The sequence below is a fragment of the Microlunatus capsulatus genome (assembly GCF_017876495.1).
Classification (GTDB): domain Bacteria; phylum Actinomycetota; class Actinomycetes; order Propionibacteriales; family Propionibacteriaceae; genus Microlunatus; species Microlunatus capsulatus.
Window position 1 is genome coordinate 841780 of sequence record NZ_JAGIOB010000001.1, and the last position, 23177, is coordinate 864956.

Annotated in this window: 21 protein-coding genes; 13 read left to right on the plus strand and 8 right to left on the minus strand. The window is 74.7% G+C overall.

Translation table 11 applies throughout. The features are described from left to right. Positions 1–26 precede the first annotated feature (26 nt). Both JOF54_RS03875 and JOF54_RS03880 read right to left on the minus strand, forming a co-directional pair. Positions 27–1052, minus strand: coding sequence for a PHP domain-containing protein (locus JOF54_RS03875; protein WP_210053146.1), 1026 nt, complete (start codon positions 1050–1052; stop codon positions 27–29). Next, entirely contained in the window at positions 1049–2020 is a 972-nt protein-coding gene (locus tag JOF54_RS03880) for a pirin family protein (RefSeq protein ID WP_210053148.1), read from the minus strand. Before JOF54_RS03880 ends, JOF54_RS03875 begins: the two co-directional genes overlap by 4 nt. 60 nt (positions 2021–2080) lie before the next feature. Here JOF54_RS03880 and JOF54_RS03885 point away from each other — a divergent pair, with 60 nt between their 5' ends. Further along, the gene (locus JOF54_RS03885) at positions 2081–3316 is read left to right on the plus strand and encodes a PucR family transcriptional regulator (protein ID WP_210053150.1); all 1236 of its coding nucleotides are present in this window, start codon (positions 2081–2083) and stop codon (positions 3314–3316) included. Positions 3317–3355: 39 nt separating this feature from the next. Here JOF54_RS03885 and JOF54_RS03890 read toward each other — a convergent pair whose 3' ends face one another. After that, entirely contained in the window at positions 3356–4066 is a 711-nt protein-coding gene (locus tag JOF54_RS03890) for an anti-sigma factor (protein WP_210053152.1), read from the minus strand. After that, the gene (locus JOF54_RS03895) at positions 4063–4641 is read right to left on the minus strand and encodes an RNA polymerase sigma factor (protein ID WP_307803823.1); all 579 of its coding nucleotides are present in this window, start codon (positions 4639–4641) and stop codon (positions 4063–4065) included. The genes JOF54_RS03890 and JOF54_RS03895 overlap by 4 nt, the downstream gene beginning before the upstream one ends. A 266-nt stretch (positions 4642–4907) precedes the next feature. On the opposite strand from JOF54_RS03895, the gene JOF54_RS03900 reads away from it, so the two are divergent. The 9 genes from JOF54_RS03900 to JOF54_RS03940 all read left to right on the plus strand — a co-directional run bounded on the left by JOF54_RS03900 (position 4908) and on the right by JOF54_RS03940 (position 13607). Next, complete coding sequence (locus JOF54_RS03900) at positions 4908–5732, plus strand: DUF4397 domain-containing protein (protein ID WP_210053154.1); 825 nt, start codon at positions 4908–4910, stop codon at positions 5730–5732. A 37-nt stretch (positions 5733–5769) separates the two neighbouring features. Beyond that, the gene (locus tag JOF54_RS03905) at positions 5770–6447 is read left to right on the plus strand and encodes a class F sortase (RefSeq protein WP_210053155.1); all 678 of its coding nucleotides are present in this window, start codon (positions 5770–5772) and stop codon (positions 6445–6447) included. A 34-nt stretch (positions 6448–6481) separates the two neighbouring features. Then, positions 6482–6958, plus strand: coding sequence for a TspO/MBR family protein (locus tag JOF54_RS03910; RefSeq protein WP_210053157.1), 477 nt, complete (start codon positions 6482–6484; stop codon positions 6956–6958). 139 nt (positions 6959–7097) lie between these two features. Then, positions 7098–8315, plus strand: a complete 1218-nt coding sequence (locus tag JOF54_RS03915) for an acyltransferase domain-containing protein (protein WP_210053159.1) — start codon at positions 7098–7100, stop codon at positions 8313–8315. Then, on the plus strand, positions 8312–9328 hold the full coding sequence (locus JOF54_RS03920; protein ID WP_210053161.1) for a beta-ketoacyl-ACP synthase III: 1017 nt from the start codon (positions 8312–8314) through the stop codon (positions 9326–9328). Before JOF54_RS03915 ends, JOF54_RS03920 begins: the two co-directional genes overlap by 4 nt. A gap of 106 nt (positions 9329–9434) precedes the next feature. After that, entirely contained in the window at positions 9435–9680 is a 246-nt protein-coding gene (locus JOF54_RS03925) for an acyl carrier protein (RefSeq protein ID WP_091413350.1), read from the plus strand. 93 nt (positions 9681–9773) lie between these two features. After that, the gene (gene fabF, locus JOF54_RS03930) at positions 9774–11039 is read left to right on the plus strand and encodes a beta-ketoacyl-ACP synthase II (RefSeq protein ID WP_210053163.1); all 1266 of its coding nucleotides are present in this window, start codon (positions 9774–9776) and stop codon (positions 11037–11039) included. A 1-nt stretch (position 11040) separates the two neighbouring features. After that, a complete protein-coding gene (locus tag JOF54_RS03935) occupies positions 11041–12477 on the plus strand; it encodes an acyl-CoA carboxylase subunit beta (protein WP_210053164.1) in 1437 nt (478 codons plus the stop codon). A gap of 11 nt (positions 12478–12488) precedes the next feature. After that, entirely contained in the window at positions 12489–13607 is a 1119-nt protein-coding gene (locus JOF54_RS03940; RefSeq protein ID WP_210053166.1) for a VanZ family protein, read from the plus strand. On the opposite strand, the gene JOF54_RS03945 is transcribed toward JOF54_RS03940, so the two are convergent. Together JOF54_RS03945 and JOF54_RS03950 are read right to left on the minus strand one after the other, a co-directional pair. After that, positions 13580–14938 carry a PQQ-dependent sugar dehydrogenase gene (locus tag JOF54_RS03945; protein ID WP_210053168.1) on the minus strand — a complete coding sequence of 453 codons (1359 nt, stop codon included), beginning with the start codon at positions 14936–14938 and terminating at the stop codon, positions 13580–13582. The two genes, JOF54_RS03940 and JOF54_RS03945, sit on opposite strands and share 28 nt — an antisense overlap. A 133-nt stretch (positions 14939–15071) precedes the next feature. After that, a complete protein-coding gene (locus tag JOF54_RS03950) occupies positions 15072–17783 on the minus strand; it encodes an MGH1-like glycoside hydrolase domain-containing protein (RefSeq protein WP_210053170.1) in 2712 nt (903 codons plus the stop codon). A gap of 194 nt (positions 17784–17977) precedes the next feature. On the opposite strand from JOF54_RS03950, the gene JOF54_RS03955 reads away from it, so the two are divergent. Continuing rightward, positions 17978–18889: a type IV toxin-antitoxin system AbiEi family antitoxin domain-containing protein gene (locus JOF54_RS03955; RefSeq protein WP_210053172.1), complete on the plus strand. Its 912-nt coding sequence runs from the start codon at positions 17978–17980 to the stop codon at positions 18887–18889. Positions 18890–18956: 67 nt separating this feature from the next. Here the strand turns inward: JOF54_RS03955 and JOF54_RS03960 are convergent, their stop codons facing one another. Continuing rightward, a complete protein-coding gene (locus JOF54_RS03960) occupies positions 18957–19454 on the minus strand; it encodes a DUF3145 domain-containing protein (protein ID WP_210053174.1) in 498 nt (165 codons plus the stop codon). Positions 19455–19655: 201 nt separating this feature from the next. Between JOF54_RS03960 and JOF54_RS03965 the strand changes: the two genes are divergently transcribed. Then, the gene (locus tag JOF54_RS03965) at positions 19656–20669 is read left to right on the plus strand and encodes a YegS/Rv2252/BmrU family lipid kinase (protein WP_210053176.1); all 1014 of its coding nucleotides are present in this window, start codon (positions 19656–19658) and stop codon (positions 20667–20669) included. Positions 20670–20704: 35 nt separating this feature from the next. On the opposite strand, the gene JOF54_RS03970 is transcribed toward JOF54_RS03965, so the two are convergent. Further along, positions 20705–21118, minus strand: coding sequence for a hypothetical protein (locus JOF54_RS03970; RefSeq protein ID WP_210053178.1), 414 nt, complete (start codon positions 21116–21118; stop codon positions 20705–20707). 214 nt (positions 21119–21332) lie between these two features. On the opposite strand from JOF54_RS03970, the gene JOF54_RS03975 reads away from it, so the two are divergent. Beyond that, positions 21333–23135: a glycoside hydrolase family 3 protein gene (locus JOF54_RS03975; protein ID WP_210053180.1), complete on the plus strand. Its 1803-nt coding sequence runs from the start codon at positions 21333–21335 to the stop codon at positions 23133–23135. The last annotated feature ends 42 nt before the right edge of the window (positions 23136–23177 follow it).

The window sequence follows — 23177 nt, forward strand, 5'->3', positions numbered from 1 at the left end:
CTATCCAGCGGCCCCGGCCGGCCCCGTCAGCGGGCGCAGAACTCCAGCAGCCGGTCGACGGGCCAGGTGTTGATCACCCGGTCGGGGTCGATGCCCATCGCCTCGGCCCGCGCGCACCCGTAGATCTGGAAGTCGAGCTGGCCGGGGGCGTGCGCGTCGGTGTCGATGGAGAACAGGCAGCCCATGTCGACGGCCAGCTGCAGCAGCGCGGTGGGCGGGTCGCGCCGCTCGGGCCGGGAGTTGATCTCGACGGCGACGCCGAAGGTCCGGCACGCCTCGAAGACCACCTCGGCGTCGAAGGTCGACGGCGGCCGGGTACCCCGCTCGCCCTCCACCAGCCGCCCGGTGCAGTGCCCCAGGACGTTGGTGCGCGGGTTGGCGATGCCGCCGACCATCCGGTGGGTCATGGTCTCGGAGTCCGACCGCAGCTTGGAGTGCACGCTGGCCACGACGACGTCGAGCTCGGCCAGCAGCGCGTCGGACTGGTCCAGCCCGCCGTCCTCCAGGATGTCGACCTCGATGCCCTGCAGCACCCGGAACGGGGCCAGCCGCTCCCCCAGCGCCCGGGTGACGCCGATCTGCTCGCGCAGCCGCTCGGCGCTGAGGCCGCGCGCCACCTTGAGCCGCGGTGAGTGGTCGGTGATGGCGCAGTACTCGTGGCCGAGGTCGCGCGCCGTCGTCATCATCTCCTCGAGCGGGCTTCCGCCGTCGGACCACGTCGAGTGCACGTGCAGGTCGCCGCGCATCGCCGCGCGCATCCGGGTGCCGCCCTCGACCAGCGGCTCCTTGCCCTCCCGCAGCCCCTGCAGGTAGGCCGGGACCTCGCCGGCGAGCGCCTGGCTGATCACCGTCGCCGTCTTCGGGCCGACGCCGGTGACCTTCCCCCAGGACCGCTCCGCCTGGTGCTCGGCCACCTGCTCCGGCGCCATCGCCTCCAGCGCGTCGGCGGCGCCGCGGTATGCCTTGACCCGGAAGGTGTCCGAGCGGGAGCGCTCCAGCAGGAAGCCGATCTCCCGGAGGGCCGCGACGGCGACGGCGGCCTCGCCGCTCACGGGGCCACCCGCCGGCTCGGCCGGGCCTTGAGCGGCACCGTGGGCAGCGGGGGCGCCTCCATGACGCGCTCCCCGCGCGCGACCACCGGCGGGAACCGGTCGTCGCGGCGCTCCCAGGCGTCGCGGTGGCCGACGACCTCCTCGTGGCTGCGGCCGATGAAGTTCCACCACATGACGACCTCCTCGCCGAACGGCTCCCCGCCCAGCAGCATGACCCGTCCGCCGCCCGTGCTGCGCAGCCGGAGGCGGGTCCGGTCCGTGCCCAGGTAGACGAGCTGGTCGACGACGCCCGCGGTGCCCGCGGCCGTCGCGTCGCCCACCACGACGACGACGCCGTGCTCGAAGGCCGGGTCGAGGGCGATCTCCACGTCGGCCCCGGGCTCGAGGACCAGGTCGGCGGCGCAGAGCGGGGAGTAGGTGGGGGCGGGCGAGCGGACGCCGTCGACCTCGCCGAGCAGCACCTGTCCGCCGAGCCCGGGCCGCTCCAGCCGCGGCAGGTCGGTGACCGTGTCGAAGTGCGGGGCGACGTGCCGGGCGGCATCGGGCAGCGCGACCCACAGCTGCAGGCCGTGCATCGTCGGCGGCCGGTCGGGCGGGGACAGCTCGCTGTGCACGATCCCGGCGCCCGCCGTCATGACGTGCAGCTCGCCGGGCCGGACCCGGGCGAGGGAGCCGAGGCTGTCGCGGTGCTCGATCTCCCCCTCCAGCAGCCAGCTGACGGTCTGCAGACCGGTGTGCGGGTGGGCCCACACCCGCATGCCCGGGGAGTCGCCGAGGTCCTCGGGGCCGTAGTGGTCGAGGAAGCACCAGGCGCCGACCATCCGGACCTGGCGGTCCGGCAGCAGCCGGGACACCTCGGTCGTCTTGCCCAGCGGCACCCGGCGCGCGGTCAGCAGCAGCTCCTCGGGCCCGCCGGCCGCGCCGCAGGCCAGCCGCTGCTCGGCCGGTCTCGTCTCCAGGTCGCTCACCGCGCCCGCTCCCCTCCGCCGTCGGCCGGGACGACAGGTCTCCAGCACTAGAGTCAGCCTATGGCTGCGACGACCCGGGGGATCCACAAGTCGCTCCTCCCCTCGGCCAAGACGCGCGCCACCATCGCCAAGCGGCTCTCCGGCGTCACCGGGGAGATGACCACGGCGACCGTCGCGGAGATGGAGCAGCGGCACGCCTGGTTCCGCCGGCTGAGCGCCGAGCACCGCTCCTGGGTCACCCTCGTCGCCCAGGCCGGCATCGACGGCTTCGTCCGCTGGTTCGCCGAGCCCGAGCCCAGCGGGCCGGTGACCTCCGACGTGTTTGGGTCCGCGCCGCGCGAGCTGGCCCGGCGCATCTCGCTGTACCAGACCGTCGAGCTGGTCCGCACGACCATCGAGGTGGTCGAGGACCAGATCGACGAGGTGATGCCGAAGGCCGACCGACCGGTCCTGCACGCCGCGATCGTCCAGTACTCCCGGGAGGTGGCCTTCTCGGCCGCCGAGATCTACGCCCGGGCCGCCGAGCTGCGCGGGGCGTGGGACGCCCGGCTCGAGGCGCTCACCGTCGACGCCGTGCTGCGTGGGGAGACCGACGAGACCGTGCTGTCGCGGGCCTCGACGCTGGGCTGGCGCTCCACGGCCGCGGCCGTCGTCGTCGTCGGGCCCGCCCCGGACCGGGAGAGCGGGCAGGCCCTCGAGGCGATCCGGCACGCGTGCGCCATCGCCCAGACCGACATGCTGGGCGCCGTGCAGGGCGACCGGATGGTCGTCATCCTGGGCGGGGCCGAGCTGGCCACGCCCGGCCGGGCGGCCGCGGTGGCCGCGACCTTCGCCGCCGCGTTCGGGCCGGGCCCCGTCGTCGTCGGGCCGGCGGTGGAGCACCTGATGGAGGCCGCCGCCAGCGCCCGCGAGGCGCTCTCGGCCTTCCGCGCCGCCGCGGGCTGGCCGGAGGCACCGCGACCGGTGGCGTCGGCCGACCTGCTGCCCGAGCGCGCCCTCTCCGGCGACGGCCACGCCCGCCGGGCCCTGGCCCGCGACCTCTACGACCCGCTGCGAGCGGCCGGCGGCGGGCTGCTGGAGACACTGGTGACCTTCCTCGACCAGGGGCTGTCGGTCGAGGCGGCCGCGCGGGTGCTGTTCGTGCACGCCAACACCGTGCGCTACCGGCTCCGACGCATCCACGAGGTCACCGGCTACAGCCCGACGGACCCCCGGGACGCCTACGCGCTGCGGCTGGCGCTGACGCTGGGTCGGCTGCTGCCGGGCTCCCGCCGCGAGGAGCCGGCCGAGGCCTGACCGGGGCGGCCCCATCCCCGCGGGTCGCCAGGGCGCGGTTCAGGCGAGGCTGCCGCGCAGCAGGCTGTCGCGGCTGTGCGCGGCGTCGCCGTCGAAGGGCTCCAGCGAGATGTCCACCACGGTGTACCCGCCCAGCCCCGGCTCGGTGACCGGCACCGGGTAGGTGCCGTGGCCGTCCGGCGGGACGACGCCGAGGGAGATCATCCGCTGCCCGTCGGTGTTGATCAGCCACAGCTCCTCGAAGGCGTCGCCGGCCGCGGGCCGGGTGACGTCGACGGTGAGCTGCAGGCCGCCGTCGCGCTCGACGAGCCGGGCGGTCCCGCTGCCCGACTTGTCCGGCAGCGAGGTCAGCGTCGTGCTCGCGACCACGACCTCCGCCGTCGCGGCGCGGTACCAGAGGGCACCGCCCGCGGCGACGACGAGCACGGCTGCGGCGGCGACCAGCCGACGGCCGACGGAGGGGCGGGAGCGGACGCTGCGGTGGTGGTCGAGGACGGCCACGGGGGACGGCCCCGGGCCGGCGGGCACGTCGGCGGCCAGCTCGGCCTGGATGGCGGCCAGCACCGTCGGGGCGGGCGGTCGCGACGGGCCGGGCTCCCCCGCCCGGCCGGTGGCCACGAGGGCCTGCAGCTCGGCCAGCCGGGCCGCGCAGGCGCGGCAGACCAGGAGGTGCGCCCGGTCGCGCGCACCCACCTCCTCGGCCTCGTCCAGGGCGAGGCCGGCGAGCAGCTCGTCGTCGAGGTGCCTCATGAGGTCGACAACCGGTCGCGCAGGTGGAGCAGGGCCCGTCGGGCGTGGCTCTTCACGGTGCCCAGCGGCAGGCCGAGGCGCTCGGAGATCTCGGCGTGGGTGTAGCCGTCGTAGAAGGCCAGCCGCAGGATCGAGCGGCGCGGGTCGGGCAGCCGGGCGATCTCGTCGGCGAGCAGCAGCCGGTCGGTCACCACCTCCGGGGCCTCCTCCCTGCTCTGCTGGACGACGTCGTCGGCCGCGGCCTTGATGAGCCGGATCTCGCGCCCCCGCGCACGCTGCTTGTCGACGACCCGGTGCCGGGCGCTGCCCAGCAGCCAGGAGGCCAGGCTGCCACGCTCGGGGTCGAACGTGTGCCGACCGCGCCAGGCCGCGACGAAGACCTGCTGGGTCACGTCCTCGGCCTCGCCCTGGTCGCCCAGCAGCCGCCACGCGACCGTGTTCACCAGGGTGCCCCACCGCCGGTAGGACTCCTCGAGGCTGCCCTCGGTGCCGGACAGGAACGCCCGGCCGAGGTCGGCGTCGTCCATCGCGGCCCAGTCGGCGAAGTCGACCCCGCGGCGTGCTGGCGGTTCCACCGACACCCGCGACCCCCCGCCTCTGCTCGAGCACGAGGAGGACTCCCACCCCGAGACGGCGCGACCGGCCGTCGTCCCGAGGGACCGCCCGTCGTCGCCGCGAGCAGCCTACTGCCGCCGGCCCGCGGTGTCCTCCCTCGTCACGCGGGGGTGGCGCCGGCGGTGCGCCGCGAGCCGCTCCGCGCAGACCCGTCGGGGACCTGCTGCATCCAAGCGGCCCCGGCGGTCGCATAAGGGGCAAGGTCCCATCCGATGAAGGAGAACCCATGAGCACCCGAACCCGCGCCCTGGCACTCGTCGCCGCCGGCACGCTCACCCTCGGCACGGCGGCCCTGGCCGTCACGCCGGCGCACGCCGCGGACGGCGTCAAGCTGTCCGTCCTGCACGCCGTCCCCGACACCGACGTCGACGTCTACGTCGACGGCAAGCTCACGCTCGACGACTTCAAGCCCGGCACCCTCGCCGGCCCGCTCGACCTCGATGCCGGCACCTACGAGGTGGCCATCACCGCCGCCGACGCCGACGACGACTCCGAGCCGGTGATCGGGCCGATCGACCTCGAGCTCGCCGCGGGCGGCAACTACACCGCCGTGGCGCACCTGGAGGAGGGCGGCGACCCGACCGCGACGCTCTTCGAGAACGACATCTCGAAGACCGCCGCCGGTGAGGGCCGGCTGACCGTCCGGCACACCGCGGCCGCCCCGGCCGTCGACGTCCTGGCCGGGGGCGACGCCGTCATCAGCGACCTCAGCAACCCCGACGAGGAGGTGCTGAACCTGGCCGCCGGCACGATCTCGGCCTCCGTGGCCGCGGCCGGCACGACCGACCCGGTGATCGGGCCGGCCGACGTGGCCGTCAAGGAGGGTGTCAACACGATCGTCTACGCGTGGGGCAGCCTCGAGGACGACAACCTCGACCTCGCCGTCCAGACCATCTCGGGCCTGCACTCCGGTCCGGGGGGCGTGAACGCCGGTGAGGCCGGCCTGGCCGCGGACACCAACCCGCTGCCGTTCGTGGCGGGCGGCATGCTCGTCCTCGTGGCCGCGGGCGTCGCGAGCCGCCGGTACAGCCTGGCCCGCGCCAGCCGCTGAACCACCCGCTGAACCCCGACGGACCGGCAGGAGGACCATGACGCAGCACGCCCGTGCACGGCACCGCACCGCGGTGGCGGGCCTGCTGCTCCTCCTGCCGCTCGTCGGCTGCGCCGGCGGGACGGCCGCTCCGGCGGCCGCCCCGCCGGTGAGCACCACCCCGGCACCCGCCGCGTCGGCCACGCCCACCCCGCGCCCGACCGCCTCGGCGGCCCCGGTGCCCGAGGTCCCCACCACCCGCGCGACCCTGCGGCCCGCCGCCGACCCCGGCCCGGCCCCCGTCCGCTTCACCGCCGGCGACGTGGCGATCGACCTGCCCGTCCGGCCCTACGGCGTCGGCGAGGACGGCCTCATGCTGCTGCCGGAGACCGTCCGCGAGGTCGCCTGGTACGCGTTCAGCGCCCGGCCCGGCGACCGCGCCGGCACCACGGTGCTGGCCGCCCACGTGGACACCGTCGCCGACGGCCTCGGGCCGTTCGCCAACCTCCGCGACCTCGACGAGGGCGACGAGCTCACCGTCACCGACGCCGACGACCGGGTCCGCCGCTACGCCGTCACCGACGTCGAGAAGGTCGCCAAGGCCGAGGTCCCCCTCGACCGGGTCTTCCGCCGGGACGGCGACCCCGCCCTGGTCGTCATCACCTGCGGCGGCAGCTTCGACCGCGGCCGCGGCTACTCCGACAACGTCGTCGTCACCGCCCGGCCGGTGCGCTGACCGTGGCCGCCGCGGACGGGTGGTAGGACGAGGCATGGACCCGCGCACCGCCCTCGCCACCTCCGCCGCTGTCGTCGGCACCGCCCTGCTGGGCGGGCTCGCGAGCACCGGTGTGCGGAGCACCTGGTACCGCCGGCTGGACAAGCCGTCCTTCCAGCCGCCCGGAGCGGTCTTCGGCCCGGTCTGGACGGTGCTCTACGCCGACATCGCCGTCACCTCCGCGGTGGCGTTGGACGGGCTGCGCCGCGACGACCCCACCGAGGCCGCCGCGTACCAGCGGGCGCTGGCGGTCAACCTGGTGCTCAACGCCTCGTGGAGCTGGGTGTTCTTCCGCGGCCACCGGCTGCTGCCCGCGGTGCTCGTCGCCGGCGCCCTGGCCACCAGCAGCGCCGACCTGGTGCGACGCACCGGCCGGGTGGACCGCCGGGCCGGGGCCGCGCTGGCGCCCTACGCCGCGTGGTGCACCTTCGCGACCGTCCTCAGCACCGCCCTGTGGCGGCGCAACCGCTGACCTCCTCAGCCGGCACGCCGGTGACGTGACGCGGCTCACCGCGGCGTCGGCACACTTGTAGGAACCCGACAAAGTCGCGGCGCAACCTCTGTCGTGTCCCTGCACGGCTTCGGGCCGTAGGTCACGGAAGAGTAAAGGCGTGCTCGCGATCGTCGCGCCCGGACAGGGCGCCCAACAGCCAGGCTTCCTGCAGCCCTGGGTCTCCGAACCGTCCTTCGCCGACCGGCTGGAGTGGCTCTCGGCCGTCTCCGGCCTCGACCTGGCCCACTACGGGACCCAGGCCGACGCCGAGACCATCCGGGACACCGCGGTGGCCCAGCCGCTGCTCGTCGCCGCCGGTCTGCTCGCGGCCCTGGAGCTGTTCCCGCACCCGGCCGATGCGTTCCCCTTCATCGGGGTCGCCGCCGGGCACTCGGTGGGCGAGATCACCGCGGCCGCCGGTGTCGGCGTGCTGTCGGCCGAGCAGGCGATGGTCTTCGTCCGCGAGCGCGGCCGGGCGATGGCGGCCGCGAGCGCCGCCACCCCGACCTCGATGACCGCGGTCATCGGCGGGGACGCCGAGGAGGTGCTCGCCGCGCTGGAGGCGCACGGGCTCACCGCCGCGAACCACAACGGCAGCGGCCAGGTCGTCGCCGCGGGGACCGTCGAGCAGCTGGCCGCCTTCGCCGCCGCGCCGCCGAAGCGCGCCCGGCTCATCCCGCTGAGCGTCGCCGGCGCCTTCCACACCGTGCACATGCAGCCCGCCGTCGCCCGCCTGGGCACGCTGGCCCGGGCCATCTCCACCCACGACCCGCGCGCCCGGCTGCTCTCCAACGCCGACGGCCAGGTGGTCCACGACGGCCACCAGGTGCTCCGCCGCCTCGTCGGCCAGGTCGCCTCCCCCGTCCGCTGGGACCTCTGCATGGCCGCGATGGCCGACCTGGGCGTCACCGGCCTGCTCGAGATGCCGCCGGCCGGCACGCTGACCGGCATCGCCAAGCGCAACCTCAAGGGCGTCGAGCTGTTCGCGCTCAACACCCCCGACCAGCTGGAGGGGGCGATGGAGTTCGTGCGCCGGCACGGCGGGGCGGCCTCGTCGTCGCCGATCGCGGGCAACCCGACCTGGCGGCTGGTCGTCTCCCCGGGCAAGGGCCAGTTCACCCGGACCGAGGACATCGAGGCCGACACGGTGCTGCCCCAGGACAGCACCGTCGGCGTGGTGAAGAACCGGCGCGACGACATCGCCGTCAACGCCCCCCACGGCGGCATCGTCGTCGAGTGGCTGGTGGAGGACGGCGACCCCGTCTCCCCCGGCCAGCCCCTGCTCCGACTCCACCCGATGGTGGAGTCGGCCGACGCGACGGAGGTCACGCGATGAGCACCTTGAACATCTCGAGGGGAGCCCAGTTCTCCAAGATCATGGGCATCGGCGGCTACCGCCCGCGCCGGGTGGTCGACAACGCCGAGATCATCACCTACATCGACTCCTCCGACGAGTGGATCCGCACCCGCTCGGGGATCACCGAGCGCCGCTGGGCGTCCGAGGACGAGACCGTCTCGATGATGAGCCAGGCCGCCGCCCGCAAGGCGATGGACCGCGCGGGCGTCGAGCCCGGGCAGATCGACACCGTCATCGTGGCCACCGTCACCCACCTGCACCAGACCCCGGCGATCGCCACCACGATCGCCAGCGAGCTGGGGGCCAGGAACGCGGCGGCCTTCGACATCTCCGCGGCCTGCGCCGGCTTCTGCTACGCGCTGGCCATGGCCGACTCGTTCATCCGGACCGGTGCCTCGAAGCACGTGCTGATCATCGGGGTCGAGCGGCTCAGCGACCTGACGGACAAGCACGACCGGTCGACGGCGTTCATCTTCGCCGACGGCGCGGGCGCGGCGGTCGTCGGCCCGAGCGACACCCCGGCCGTCGGACCGGTCGTGTGGGGCTCCGACGGAGACCAGGCCGACCTCATCGCCCAGACCGAGTCGTGGCCCACGGCGATGGACCCCGACGCGCACGAGGACGGGAAGCCGCACTGGCCGATGCTCCGGATGAACGGCAACCCCGTCTTCAAGTGGGCCTCGTTCACCATGGCCAAGACCGCCGCCGAGGCCATGGACGCGGCCGGCGTGAAGCCCGAGGACCTGGAGGTCTTCGTGCCGCACCAGGCCAACAACCGGATCACCGACGCCATGTTCAAGGCGCTCAAGCTGCCCTCGGACGTGGTCATCGGCCGCGACATCATCCACCACGGCAACACCTCGGCCGCCTCGATCCCGCTGGCGATCGAGACCCTGCTCGAGTCGGGTCAGGCCCGCAGCGGCCAGACCTGCCTGATCATCGGCTTCGGCGCCGGACTGGTCTACGCGGGACAGGTCATCCTGCTCCCCTGACCGGCCGGCCCGGGCCGACGCACGACCGCACCACCCCCGACCGAACCACCCCCGACCGAACCACCCCCCGACCCACCAGCACCACCACGACGAAGGAGAAGCACCCATGCCCACCACCGAAGAAGTCCGCACCGACCTCGCCGAGATCGTCAACGAGGTCGCCGGTGTCCCCACCGACGACGTCCAGCTCGACAAGTCGTTCACGGACGACCTCGACGTGGACTCGCTCTCGATGGTCGAGATCATCTACGCCGCCGAGGAGAAGTTCGGCGTGAGCATCCCCGACGAGGAGGCCAAGAACCTCAAGACCGTGGGGGACGCCGTCGCCTACATCGAGCGCGCCGCTTCCTGAACCCGTCGTGGTGATCATGGTCCGCCCGGCCGGGCGGACCATGATCACCACCTCTCGACCACCGCACCCCGCACCACCCCGCAGGAGGACCAGATGCCCCAGACCCGTGTGGTCGTCACCGGAATCGGTGCCACGACCCCCCTCGGCGGCACCGCCCGCAGCACGTGGGAGGCCCTGCTGGCCGGCACCTCCGGCGTCCGCCGGATCGAGGCCGACTGGGCCGACGACCTGCCCGTCAAGATCGCCGCACCCGTCGCCGTCGAGCCCGGCGAGGTCCTCGACCGCGTCGAGGCCCGCCGCCTGGACCGCTCCGCCCAGCTCGCGGTCGTCGCGGCGATGGAGGCCTGGGCCGACGCAGGCTTCGGGCTGAAGGAGGACAACCCCGTCGACCGCACCCGGCTGGGCGTCGCCATCGCCACCGGCATCGGCGGCCTCAACACCCTGCTGGGCCAGTGGGACGTGCAGAAGGAGAAGGGTGCCCGTCGGGTCAGCCCGCTCTCCATCCCGATGCTGATGGCCAACGCCTCCGCGGCCAACGTCAGCCTGCGGCTGGGGGCCCAGGCGTTCGCCATCACCCCGGTCTCGGCCTGCGCCTCCAGCAACGAGTCGCTCGCCCACGCCCTGGACCAGATCCGGCTCGGCCGCGCCGACGTCGTCGTCGCCGGCGGCACCGAGAGCGTCATCCACCCGATGCCCATCGCCTGCTTCGCCAACATGCAGGCGATGAGCCGGCGCAACGACGAGCCCGAGCGGGCCTCGCGCCCCTGGGACGTCGACCGCGACGGCTTCGTGCTGGGCGAGGGCGCCGCCATCCTCGTGCTGGAGACCCTCGAGCACGCGCAGGCCCGCGGCGCGAGGATCTACGGCGAGCTGGCCGGCGCCGGCATCACCGCCGACGCCCACGACATGGTGCAGCCCAACCCGACCGGGGAGACCCAGGCCCGGGCGATGACGCGGGCGCTGCACGAGGCCGACCTGGCGCCGGGGGACATCGTGCACGTCAACGCGCACGCCACCTCGACCCCCCAGGGCGACCTGACCGAGCTGAGCTCCATCCGGCAGGCGCTGGGCGAGCACACCGAGGCGATCGTCACCGGCACCAAGTCGATGACGGGCCACCTGCTGGGCGGGGCCGGGGCGCTGGAGTCGATGGCGACGCTGCTGGCCCTGCACCACCGCAAGGTGCCGCCGACCATCAACCTCGACAACCCCGAGGCCGACCTGCGGGCCGACATCGCCACCAAGGTGCGCGACCTGCCCGCCGGCGACCTGGCGGCGATCAACAACTCGTTCGGCTTCGGCGGGCACAACGTCGCCGTCGCCTTCACCAACGCCCACGCCACCAGCACAGGAGCCTGACATGACCACCACCGCCCCGGCCCCCACCGCCGCGCCCGCGAAGGTCAAGCTCCCCCGCGACCAGGACCCGCGCAACCCGAACTTCCGGCTGCGCGAGCTGCTCGACGAGGGCTCGGTGGAGCTGATCACCCCCGACGACGACTCGGGCATGCTCGCCGCCGTCGGCACCGTCAACGGCTGCCGGGTCGTGGCCTTCTGCTCCGACGCCACGGTGATGGGCGGGGCGATGGGGGTCCAGGGCTGCGAGGTCGTCGTGCAGGCCTACGAGCGGGCGATGATCGACCGCGTCCCGGTGCTGGGCATCTGGCACTCCGGCGGCGCGCGGCTCGCCGAGGGCGTGCTCTCGCTGCACGCCGTCGGGCGGATCTTCCACGCGATGACCCAGGCCTCGGGGCACATCCCGCAGATCTCCGTCGTGCTCGGCTTCGCCGCCGGCGGCGCGGCCTACGGCCCGGCCCTGACCGACGTCGTCATCCTCGCGCCCGAGGGCCGGATCTTCGTCACCGGACCCGACGTCGTCCGCTCCGTCACCGGCGAGGACGTCGACATGCTCCGCCTCGGCGGTCCCGACACCCACGGCCGTCGCTCCGGCGTCGTGCACCTGGTCGCCGAGGACGAGGCCGACGCCCTGCTGCAGGGCCGCAACATCACCACGCTGCTGGCCAGCCAGGGCGTCACCGAGGCCGAGGTCGCCGACACCGACCTGGCCGCGCTGCTGCCCGAGTCGCCGCGCCGGGCCTACGACGTGCACCCGCTGATCAACGGCGTCCTCGACGAGGGCTCCACCGTCGAGCTGCACGCCCGCTGGGCCCCGAACGTCACCGTCGCCCTGGGCCGCCTCGGCGGCCGGACCGTGGGCGTGGTGGCCAACAACCCGCTGCGGCTGGGCGGCTGCCTCGACTCCCTCAGCGCGGAGAAGGCGGCCCGGTTCGTGCGGATGTGCGACACCTTCGGCGTCCCGCTCGTCGTCCTCGTCGACGTGCCCGGCTACCTGCCCGGCGTCGGCCAGGAGTGGGACGGCGTGGTCCGGCGCGGCGCGAAGCTGCTGCACGCGTTCGCCGAGGCCGTCGTCCCGCGGGTCACCCTGGTCACCCGGAAGGCCTACGGCGGCGCCTACATCGCCATGAACGCGCGCTCGCTCGGCGCCACCAAGGTCTTCGCCTGGCCGGGGGCCGAGGTCGCCGTGATGGGGCCGGTCGCCGCGGTGCGCATCCTGCACCGGCGCAAGCTCGCCGCCGTCGCCGACGACGTCCGCCCGCAGGTGGAGGCCGAGCTGGCCGCCGAGCACGAGCGGATCGCCGGCGGGGTCGAGAAGGCGGTGGAGATCGGCGTCGTCGACGAGATCGTCACCCCCGACATCACCCGCTCGGCGCTGGCGAAGGCCATCCGCGACGCCGACACCGGCCGCCGCGGGGAGCACACCAACATCCCGCTCTGAGCGGGGGCGGCATGGGCGGCTGGAGCTGGCAGTTCGGCTTCTCGGTCGCCGCCGGCCTGGTGCTGTTCGCGCTGCTCCTGGTGCCGGTGCTGGTCGTGCAGCAGCGGCGCTACGGACGGCTGAGCGCCCTCCGGGTGCTCGTGGTCTCGGCGGCCTGCGTCTACGCGGTCGCCCTGGTGGCCTACACACTGCTCCCGCTGCCCGACCCCGCGACGGTGTGCGCCGCCGAGGGCGGCCGGGGTCCGCAGCTGGTGCCCTTCGCCTTCGTCGGCGACATCCTCCGCGAGACGGCCGGGCTCGACCTGGCCGCCACCCTCGCCTCCCGCGCGACGCTGCAGGTCGTCTTCAACGTCGTCCTGTTCGTCCCCTTCGGCCTGCTGGTCCGCCGGGCCGTCGGCGGGGTGGGCCGGACGACGCTGCTCGGCCTGGCCACCTCGCTGCTGGTCGAGGTCACCCAGGGCACCGCCCTGTTCGGCCTCTACCCGTGCCCCTACCGGCTGGCCGACGTCGACGACCTGATCGCCAACACCACCGGCGCCCTGCTGGGCGCGCTGCTCGCCCGGCGGGTGCTGGCCTGGCTGCCGGCGGCGGAGGACCTCGGCCGGGACCGGCTGCGGCCCCGACCCGTCACCGCCCGGCGCCGCTGGCTGGGCATGGTCGTGGACGGCGTCGTCTTCACCGGCGTGGCCGCCACCCTGCGGCTGCTGGCCGCCGTCGTCGCGCAGCTGACGGGCTGGTCGCTCCCGGCCGGCACCGACGACGTCGCCCGGGCCCTGCCCGCCCTCGTCGCCGGGGTCGTCACCTTCGGCCCGGCGCTCACCGCGCGGGCGGCCTCGCTGGGCCAGCGGGCGGTCTGGCTGCAGCCCGTCTGGCCGCACCCCGTCGGACCCGGCCGCCGACTCCTGCGGACCGGCGTGGTCGGCGGCGCCTGGACGCTGACGACGGCGGCCCGCGACGTCAGCCAGGGCGCGGGACCGCTGGCCCTCGTCGGCGGGCTGGCCACGCTGGTCGTCGTGGTCGCGGTCGTGTCGGTGCTCACCACGCGCGGCCACCGCGGGCTGTCCGGCGCGCTCAGCGGGGCGGCCGTGGTCGACAGCCGGGCTCAGGAGGCCGGCGGCTCCATCCGGTAGACCGCGCCCGCGTCGTCGTCGGTGACGTAGACGGCGCCGTCGGGACCCTGGACGGCCATCACCGGCCGGCCCCAGCGGTCGCCGTCCTCGTCCTGGAAACCGCCGAGCAGCGTCTGCTGGTCGCCCAGCCCGCCGTCGCGCCAGGGGAAGAAGGCGACCTCGGGCGGTCGGGGCGGCTGCCGGTTCCAGGAGCCGTGGACGCCGACCAGCGCGCCGTCGCCCAGTGGTCCGGGCAGGTCGGTGGCGAAGGCGAGGCCGAGCGGCGCGGAGTGCGCGCCCATCCCCTGCTCGACCGGGGCCAGGGCGTCGCAGTCCAGCCGGGAGCCGTCGGCGTTGGTCTCCACGTCGCGGACGAAGGGCCGGTCGGCGTAGACGAGCGGGCTGCCGGCGACGCCGGGCTCGGCGTCGGGGTCGGGGTTGCAGTAGGGCCAGCCGAGGTCGCGGCCCTCGGTGAGCCGGGCCAGCGGCTCCAGCGGGTGGTCGGCGACGTAGTCGTCCAGCACCTCGCCCTGGTCCGAGCCGCCGTCCCCGTCGTGCGCGCGGTCGTAGGGGTAGGCGATGTTGTCGCGGTTGTTGACCGCGGTCCAGACGGCGCCGTCGGGACCGACGGACAGCCCCGTCCCGTTGCGGACGCCGCGGGCGAACACCGCCGGCTCGCCGCCGCCGGGCGGCACCCGCAGGACGGTGGCACGCTCGGGGTCGGCGCTGCGGTCCTCCTCGGACACGTTGCCCGTGGAGCCGACCGAGACGTACACCGCGCCGTCGTCGTCGACGGTGACGCTCTTGAGCGCGTGGGCGTAGGCGCCGCGCAGGTCGTCGCTCTTCGCGTCGGGCAGCCCGTCGGCCACCGGCTCCGGCTCGCCGACGGCGCCGTCGGCGTAGGGGTAGGCGTCGACGCGGTCGCTCTGGGCCACGTACAGCGTGCTCCCCGCGAAGGCCAGTCCGTGCGGCTGGTTCAGCCCGCTCAGCAGGGTGCTGCTGACGGGCTCGCCGTCACCCGGGGTGAGCAGGACGACGTCGCCCTCGTCGGGACGCGAGACCAGCAGCCGGTCGTCGGGCGTCCAGGCGGCCAACCGGGCCTCGTCGACGCGGGCCCAGAGGCTCACCGACCAGCCCGCGGGCGCCTGCACCTCGCGCGGCTCGTCGAACGGCCCGTCGGCGAGGGCATCGGGGACCTGGAGCGGCGAGCCGACCAGGCCGACCCCCGCCCCGGTGCTGGTCGGCGCGGGCGGGGCCGACGTCGAGGAGGTGCTGCTGCAGGCGGCGAGCACCAGGGTCAGGGCCCCGGCGGCCGCGACCGTCCGGGGGCGGCGGAGCAGGCGGGAGCTCATGCCGGGCAACCTAGCCGCGGCGGGCAAACCCAGGCCCTTCGACGGGCTCGGGGAGCGGCGGCCGGGCAGGCCCTCCGACGGGCTCAGGGAGCGGGGATTGGGCGGCCCTTCGACGGGCTCGGGGAGCGGAGGGTCAGCCCCAGCCCTGCCGACGGGGGTCGGGCGGCAGCCGCGGGTTGAGCAGGTGGGCGACGAGCGCCGTCCAGCCGGTCTGGTGGGTGGCGCCGAGGCCCTCGCCGGTGTCGCCGTCGAAGAACTCGCAGAAGGTGGGGTGCTCCGACCACAGCGGGTCGTCGCTGGCCTCGATGCGGTCGCCGTCGCTGGGCCGGCGGCCGTCGACGGGCCGGAACAGCGCCGTCAGCCCGCCGTCGACGAGGTCGGCCGCCTCCACCAGCGTCCGGAGGTTGCCCGAGCCGGTGGGGATCTCGATCTGGAAGGTGTCGCCGAAGTGCCGGCCGTAGGTGCGCAGCTTGTCGGCCAGCAGCACGTTGACCGGGAACCAGACGGGGCCGCGCCAGTTGGAGTTGCCGCCGAACATGCCGGTCCGGCTCTCCCCCGGCTCGTACTCGATGCTGGTCCTGGTGCCGTTGAACTCGAACTCCACCGGGTCGGTGTAGGCCTTGGACAGCGAGCGGATCCCGTACGGGGAGAGGAACTCCTCGGGGTCGAACATCCGCTCGAGGATCCGCCGGAGCCGGTCGGGGTCCACCATCGACAGCAGCCGGCGCTGGCCCGCGCCCGCCTCGCCGTCGCCGGTCTGCTCGGTGAGCAGCGGGCCGACCAGCCCGGGGCGGCGCTTCTGCAGCCAGCGCAGCCGCTCCCCGACGCCCGGGCACTCCTCCTCCAGCCAGGAGGGCACCTCGGTCGCGCCCAGCAGGGGCAGCAGGCCGACCATCGAGCGGACGCGCATCGGGTGCGCGCGGCCGTCGGGCTCGACCAGCACGTCGTAGTAGAAGCCGTCCTGCTCGTGCCACAGCGAGATGTTGCGGCTGCCGAAGGAGCTCATCGCCCGGGCGATGGAGAGGAAGTGCTCGAGGAACTTCGTCGCCGTGTCGTCCCAGGCCGAGTCGAAGCGGGAGAGCTCGAGGGCGATCTTGAACATCTGCTGGGAGTAGAAGGCCATCCAGCTGGTCGCGTCGGACTGCTCCAGCCGGAAGCCCGGCGGCAGCGGGGCCGAGCGGTTGAACAGCCCGATGTTGTCCATCCCCAGGAAGCCGCCCTCGAACAGGTTGGAGCCGGCGGCGTCCTGCCGGTTGACCCACCAGGAGAAGTTGAGCAGCAGCTTGGTGAAGATCCGGACGAGGAACTCGCGGTCGCGGTAGCCGTCGATCCGGTAGACGTGCCAGGCGGCCCAGGCGTGCACCGGCGGGTTGACGTCGCCGAAGTCCCACTCGTAGGCGGGCAGCTGGCCGTTGGGGTGCATGGCCCACTCCCGGCACATCAGCACCAGCTGCTCCTTGGCGAACGCCGGGTCGACGTGGGCCAGCGGGATGGTGTGGAAGGCCGTGTCCCAGGCGGCGAACCAGGGGTACTCCCACTCGTCGGGCATGGAGATGACGTCGGCCAGCGACAGGTGCTGCCAGTGCAGGTTCCGGGCGCCCGGCTGACGGCGGGCCGGTGCCGGGGCCGGCTCGGCCGGGTCGCCCTCCAGCCACTGCTCGACGTCGTAGCGGTAGAGCTGCTTGCCCCACAGCAGGCCGGCGTAGGCGCGGCGCGCGACGTGGGTGTCGCCGGCGTCCAGCCCGGGGTGGATGACGGTGGCGTAGAACGCGTCGGCCTCGGCCCGGCGGTCGGCCAGGACGCCGTCGTAGCCGGCGTCGAAGGTGGTCGCGTCGGGCGGCGTCGGCTGCATCCGCAGCCGGACCGTGACGGTCTCCCCGGGCGCCACCGCGGCGAACGTGTAGCGGAAGCCGACCTTGGTGCCACCGCGGCGGGTGACGACGTCCCGGGCGCCGTGCACGACGTGGTCGTTGATCCCGTCCTTGGTGTAGCGGGCGGCGTTCATGCCGCCGCCGTAGAGCTTGAGCCGGTTGGTCTCGTTCTCGCAGAACATCACCTCGGGGGCGCCCTCGGCGGCCAGGTGGATCTCGCCCAGGTGCTCGTGCGGCAGCCGCACGGCGGTCAGGCCCAGCCCGTCCTCGAGGGCCACGGGCTCGATGGAGGTGCGGCGCTCGTCGCGGCCCCAGCTCCAGGTGTTGCGCAGCCACAGCTGCGGGATGAGCTCCAGCGGGGCCGGGTCCGGGCCGTGGTTGGTGGCCGAGACCGTCATCAGCAGGTCGTCCGGACCCGCCTTCGCGTAGCTGACGAGGACGTCGAAGAACCGGTTCTCGTCCAGCACGCCGGTGTCGGCCAGCTCGAACTCGCGGTCGTCGCGGCCCCGGGCGGCGTTCTCGCGGCGGAGCTGGTCGTAGGGGTACTCCGCCTGCGGGTAGCGGTACAGCCACTGCATCCAGCTGTGCGTGGGCGTGCAGTCCAGCGCCCAGAAGTGCTCCTTGACGTCCTCGCCGTGGTTGCCCTCGGCGTTGGTCAGGCCGAACAGCCGCTCCTTGAGGATCGGGTCACGGGTGTTCCACAGCGCCAGCCCGAGGTTGACGAACCCGAAGCGGTCGCAGACCGCGCCCAGCCCGTCCTCGCCCCAGCGGTAGGCCCGCGCGTAGGCGTGGTCGAAGGGGAAGGAGTCCCAGGCGTTGCCGTCGGCGGAGTAGTCCTCGCGGACGGTGCCCCACTGCCGCCCGGCGACGTAGGGACCCCAGCGCCGCCAGGGCGCGGAGGCGTCCGCGGAGTCGGCGAGGCGCCGGTGCTCGGCCGTGTCCGGACGCGGGCGTGGGGGGAAGTCCGACGTCACCGGGACAGTCTGCCGCCTGGGCGTTGCGCTCCGGTAACGCGTCCGGGGCGCGTCGGGCGACGCTGCACCCCGGCTGTCGTCCTGCACCCCGGCGTCGGGGTGCAGCAGCGATCTCGGGGTGCGGCGAGGTCCCGCTGTCCACAGATGTGGCGGAGGGCGTGGCCCGAGGGGCGGGGCTCTGGTGCGCTGGTGGCGTGGACCCCCTCCCTGACGTCCGGCTGGCCCGCGACCTCGTCGCCGACGGCCGCGCCTACAACGAGCTGGGCCGGCTCGTGCGCCGCGGCGAGCTGGAGCACCTGCGCCGTGGCGCCTACGCCCTGCCCGGGGCTGATCCCGGCCCCGACGCGCAGCACAGAAGGATGGTCCACGCGACGCTGCCGCTGCTCGACGGCGGCGTCGTCAGCCACCGCTCGGCGGGGGTGCTGCACGGCCTCCCGCTGCCGCCGGACGCGTCCGCCCTGGTCGACGTGACGCGCGCCGACGCCACCTCCGGTCGCCGTCGCGGGCACGTCCACCGCTGGGCGGCGCCACTGCTGGCCGACGAGGTCGTCGCCGTCGACGGGCTGCCCGTGACCGACCTGGCGCGCACGGTCGTCGACCTGGGCCGGACGCTCCCCTTCGCCGACGCCGTGGCGGTGGCCGACGCCGCTCTGCACCGGGGACTGCACCCGGACGCGCTCGCCGCGGCGGTCGAGCGGGCCCGCGGGCGCCCCGGCGTCGCGGACGCCCGACGCGTGGTCTCCTTCGCCGACGGCCGCAGCGAGAGCGCGGGCGAGTCGCACAGCCGCGTCGTGCTGCACCGGCTCGGGCTGCCGCGTCCGGAGCTGCAGCTCGAGGTCCGCGACCCCGGGGGCCGGCTGCTGGGTCGCTGCGACTTCGGCTGGGAAGAGCACCGGACCGTCGGCGAGTTCGACGGACGCACGAAGTACGGCCGTCTGCTGCGCCCGGGGCAGACTCCAGAGGATGCGGTCTGGGCCGAGAAGCGGCGCGAGGACCTGCTGCGGGACGAGGGCTGGCAGGTGGTGCGCTGGTGCTGGGCGGACCTGTGGCAGCCGGCGCTCCTCGGACAGCGGCTGCACCGGGCCTTCCGGCGGCAGCGCCGGTGAGGCACCCCGAGCACCGCGCTGCACCCCGACGCCGGGGTGCAGGAGCGGTCTCAGGGTGCAGGAGCGGTCAGACGACCTCGTGCAGCCAGCGGACGGCCCCGCCGTCGCCGGCGTGCCGGAAGGGCTCGAGCTCGTCGTCCCAGGGCTGGCCGAGCAGCTGGCCGAGGGCCGTCGGGAGGTCGAGGCCGCCGGCGGCGGACGCGCTGACGGCGTGCTTGATCCGGTCCTCGGGCACGAGGATGTCGCCGTGCAGGCCGGTGACGGCGTGGAAGACGCCCAGGCCCGGGGTGTAGGAGTACCGCTCGCCCTCCGACGTCGAGGTGGGCTCCTCGGTCACCTCGAAGCGCACCTTCTGCCAGCCCTTGAGGGCGCTGGCCAGCCGCGCCGCGGTGCCGACGGGGCCGGTCCAGGTGTACTCGCAGCGGTAGGCGGCGCGCTCGATCGGCTGCGCGGTCCAGGTCACGCCCACGGGCATGCCGAAGACGCCGCCGACCGCCCACTCGATGTGCGGGCACAAGGCTGACGGCGCGGAGTGGATGTACAGGACTCCACGGGTCGTGCTCATCTGTTCCTCCTCGTGCATCGACCGACAGCCTGAGAGCTGCCTTCCCCGACATCCTCAGAGCCGGTCCTGCACGCGGTGGAGCGCTGCCTAGTCTGCACCATCGGCCTCACCCGCACCAGGAGCGCCGGTGCGGCGACGACGCGGGCCCCGAGGCGCACCGGCTCACAGCCGGCGCACGGGGCGGCCGCCTACGCTTCGTGGATGACCGGTCCCGTCCCCCACGACCGCGTCGCCCTGCTGGTCAACGGCAGCTCGCGGCGCGGCGCCGACGCCTACGGCCGCACCCTGCGCGGGCTCCGCTCCGCCGGGCTGGCCGTGATGCGCTCGGTGCTGCTCGAGGACCCGGCCCAGCTGCCGGCCGAGGTGGCGGCCGCCGTCGGCGCCACCTGCCGGCTGCTCGTCGTCGGCGGCGGGGACGGCACCGTCGGCGCGGTCGCCGGCCTGCTGGCCGACCTGCCGCCCGAGGTCCGGCCTGTGCTGGGCGTCGTGCCGCTGGGCACCGCCAACGACTTCGCCCGGACCCTGGACCTGCAGCCCGGCGTGGTCGCCGCGCTGACCGCCTTGGCCACCGGCAAGGTCGTCGACGTCGACCTCGGCCGCGCCAACGGCGCACCCTTCCTCAACGTCGCCTCGCTCGGCCTCTCCGTCGGCGCCACCCACGCGCTGCACCCCGGTCTCAAGCGCCGGCTCGGACCGATCGCCTACCCCGTCGCCACGCTGCAGGCCTACCGCCGGCACGAGCCCTTCGACATCCGGCTGGAGTTCCCCGACGGCGACCGCGAGCCGCTCGAGCTGACGGGTCTGCTCCAGGTCGCCGTGGGGAACGGCCGGCACTACGGCGGCGGCAACACCGTCGCCCCCGACGCCGGCATCGACGACGCGAGCCTCGACGTCTACGCCGTCCGCGCAGGCCGGATCCGGGAGCACCTCAGCCTGGCCCGGCTGCTGCGCAGCGGGAACCTCGTGCACCACGACCACGTGCAGCACGTCGTCACCCCGGCCGTGCGGCTGACCAGCGACCGACCGCTGCCGGTCAACCTCGACGGCGAGATCTCGGCCGCCAGCCCCGTCGAGTTCCGGGTGCAGCGCAACGCCGTCGAGGTGGTCGTGCCGCAGCACATCACCCACCTCAGCCACGAGGGCCCGCCGACCCCGGCCGAGCCGGCGACGCCGGACCGCGGCGCCGAGCCGGTCGAGGTCCCCGGCCAGACCTGAGCGAACCGGGCCCGGAACGAGCGGACCCCGAGGGGCTAGACCTGCGGCCGTCGGCCGGCCAGCACGCCGGCGAGGCAGCCGAGCGCGGCCGAGACCAGCACGACGACGGCGGTGACCCCGCCCAGCCCGCGCAGCCCGGTGCCGGCGTCCCAGAGCAGCAGCAGCCCCCCGGCGGCCACCGCCACGAGGGCCCAGCGGGCCAGCACCGGGCCCGGACGGGGTGCGCGGTGGGCGTCGACCGCCGCCGCGAGCGCCACTGGCCCCAGGGCCAGCACCACGAGCAGCACCCCCGCACCGGTGGCCGGGTCGGGCAGCCCCGAGGACCGGGCCGCGAGCAGCACGACGACCTCGGCCAGCACGAAGGCCAGCAGCCGGACGGCCGTCCCGCCGAGCCAGGACCGGTCGAGCACGGACGTCGGCGGAGCGGGCTCGAGACGCGTCGTGGTCATCCCCCGATCGTGGCCCGGACGCCCGCCGGCCGTCGGCCGTTCGGCACATCCGGCGCCTCCGTGACCGAACCGTCACCGTCCTCGTCAGTTTCTGACACGCAATTCTGGTGTGAAGTCAACCGTTGACGAGACGACTCCGCCCTGAGTACGTTCGGCAGAACAGGTGTTCGACTCCCCCGCACCGCAACCCGTCGACCGAAGCCCGGAGACCTCCATGGCCCGCCCTCGCCTCGTCCCCGCCGTCGCCGCCGGCGCCGCCCTCGTCCTGGGCGCCACCGCGCTGACCGCCTCCCCCGCCGCCGCCGGCCCCGGCGGCCACGACCGCCCGCACCGCTGGGTGCAGAAGACGCTGCAGCAGATGACGCTGGAGCAGAAGGTGGGGCAGCTCTTCGTGCCCTACGTCACCGGCGCGACGGCCGACACCGCCTCCCCGGAGAACCTGGCCCGCTTCGGGGTCGCCACCCCGGCCGAGGCGGTGCAGAAGCTGCACCTCGGCGGCGTCATCTACTTCGCCTGGTCGGACAACACGCAGGACCCGCAGCAGATCGCCGCCCTCAGCAACGGCCTGCAGGAGGCCGCGCTGGCCCCGGCGGACGACGAGCGGCGCGGGAAGAAGGCACCGGCCGTCCCGCTGACCATCGCCACCGACCAGGAGACGGGCATCGTCGCGCGCGTCGGCCCGCCGGCCACGGTCTTCCCGGGCGCCATGGCGCTGGGCGCGGGCCGCGACCTGCGGGCCACCCGCGACACCTACGCCATCACCGGCACCGAGCTGCGCGCGATCGGCATCAACACCGACTACGCCCCCGACGCCGACGTGAACGTCAACCCGGCGAACCCGATCATCGGCGTCCGCTCCTTCTCCTCCCGCCCCGAGCTGGTGGCCGACCACGTCACCGCGGCGGTGCGCGGGCTGCAGACCGACGGCTCGGTCTCGGCCGTGGCCAAGCACTTCCCCGGGCACGGCGACACCGGCACGGACTCCCACAGCGACCTGCCCGTCATCACCCACACCCGCGCGGAGTGGGAGGAGATCGACGCCCCGCCGTTCCGGGCCGCGATCGCCGCCGGCGTCGACTCGATCATGACCGCGCACATCTCCTTCCCCGAGCTGGAGCCGAACGGCGACCCGTCCACGCTGAGCAAGAAGGTGCTGACGGGCATGCTCCGCGAGGAGCTGGGCTTCCAGGGCGTCATCGCGACCGACTCCCTGCGGATGGAGGGCGTGCGCAAGAAGTACAGCGACGAGGAGATCGCCATCCGCGCCGTCGAGGCCGGGGCCGACGTCCTGCTGGACCCGCAGCAGCCCGCGCTGCAGTACCAGGCCGTCCTCGACGCCGTCCGTGACGGCCGGCTGAGCGAGCGGCGCATCGACGCGAGCGTCCGCCGGATCCTGGCCATGAAGTACGAGCGCGGCGTGGTCCGCGACCCGCTGGTCAAGGAGCACGAGGTCGCCCGCACCGTCGGGACGCCCGCCCACCTGGCCCGGGCGCAGGAGATCACCGACGCCACGCCGACGCTGGTCACCGACGACGCGGACCTCGTCCCGCTGCCGGCCGGCTCCACCCTGGTCACCGGGTTCGGCGCCACCGGCGTGCCGGCCCTGGCCGAGAAGCTCACCGCCCGCGGCCACCGGGCCGAGGCCTTCACCACGGGCAGCACGCCGACCGCGGCGGTCGTCGCCGAGGCGGTCACGAAGGCCGACGCGCACGACACCGTCGTGGTGATGACCTCCTCGGCCACGAAGAGCCCGGCCCAGCAGCAGCTGGTCGCCGCCCTGCTGGCCACCGGGAAGCGGGTGCTCGTGGTGGCCGTGGCCAACCCCTACGACATCAGCGTGCTGCCCGGCGTGCAGAGCTACCTGGTGACGTACTCCACCACCCCGGTGGCCGTCGAGTCGGTCGCCCGGCTGCTGGACGGCGCCATCCGCCCGCAGGGCACGCTGCCCGTCGACATCCCCAGCGCCGCCGACCCCGCGACGGTGCTGTTCCCCTTCGGCACCGGCCTCACCTCCTGAGGCCCACCGCCCCACCCGCACCGGACGCACGAGAGGACGACC

What these genes read in the sequence shown, in the direction of transcription:
- JOF54_RS03900 (WP_210053154.1), top strand. Translation starts at nt 4,908, where the DNA reads ATGAGCACCCGAACCCGCGCCCTGGCACTCGTCGCCGCCGGCACGCTC.
- JOF54_RS03920 (WP_210053161.1), top strand. Translation starts at nt 8,312, where the DNA reads ATGAGCACCTTGAACATCTCGAGGGGAGCCCAGTTCTCCAAGATCATG.
- JOF54_RS03935 (WP_210053164.1), top strand. Translation starts at nt 11,041, where the DNA reads ATGACCACCACCGCCCCGGCCCCCACCGCCGCGCCCGCGAAGGTCAAG.
- JOF54_RS03925 (WP_091413350.1), top strand. Translation starts at nt 9,435, where the DNA reads ATGCCCACCACCGAAGAAGTCCGCACCGACCTCGCCGAGATCGTCAAC.
- JOF54_RS03890 (WP_210053152.1), bottom strand. Translation starts at nt 4,066, where the DNA reads ATGAGGCACCTCGACGACGAGCTGCTCGCCGGCCTCGCCCTGGACGAG.
- JOF54_RS03885 (WP_210053150.1), top strand. Translation starts at nt 2,081, where the DNA reads ATGGCTGCGACGACCCGGGGGATCCACAAGTCGCTCCTCCCCTCGGCC.
- JOF54_RS03910 (WP_210053157.1), top strand. Translation starts at nt 6,482, where the DNA reads ATGGACCCGCGCACCGCCCTCGCCACCTCCGCCGCTGTCGTCGGCACC.
- JOF54_RS03970 (WP_210053178.1), bottom strand. Translation starts at nt 21,118, where the DNA reads ATGACCACGACGCGTCTCGAGCCCGCTCCGCCGACGTCCGTGCTCGAC.
- JOF54_RS03940 (WP_210053166.1), top strand. Translation starts at nt 12,489, where the DNA reads ATGGGCGGCTGGAGCTGGCAGTTCGGCTTCTCGGTCGCCGCCGGCCTG.
- JOF54_RS03975 (WP_210053180.1), top strand. Translation starts at nt 21,333, where the DNA reads ATGGCCCGCCCTCGCCTCGTCCCCGCCGTCGCCGCCGGCGCCGCCCTC.
- fabF (WP_210053163.1), top strand. Translation starts at nt 9,774, where the DNA reads ATGCCCCAGACCCGTGTGGTCGTCACCGGAATCGGTGCCACGACCCCC.
- JOF54_RS03960 (WP_210053174.1), bottom strand. Translation starts at nt 19,454, where the DNA reads ATGAGCACGACCCGTGGAGTCCTGTACATCCACTCCGCGCCGTCAGCC.
- JOF54_RS03905 (WP_210053155.1), top strand. Translation starts at nt 5,770, where the DNA reads ATGACGCAGCACGCCCGTGCACGGCACCGCACCGCGGTGGCGGGCCTG.
- JOF54_RS03965 (WP_210053176.1), top strand. Translation starts at nt 19,656, where the DNA reads ATGACCGGTCCCGTCCCCCACGACCGCGTCGCCCTGCTGGTCAACGGC.
- JOF54_RS03945 (WP_210053168.1), bottom strand. Translation starts at nt 14,938, where the DNA reads ATGAGCTCCCGCCTGCTCCGCCGCCCCCGGACGGTCGCGGCCGCCGGG.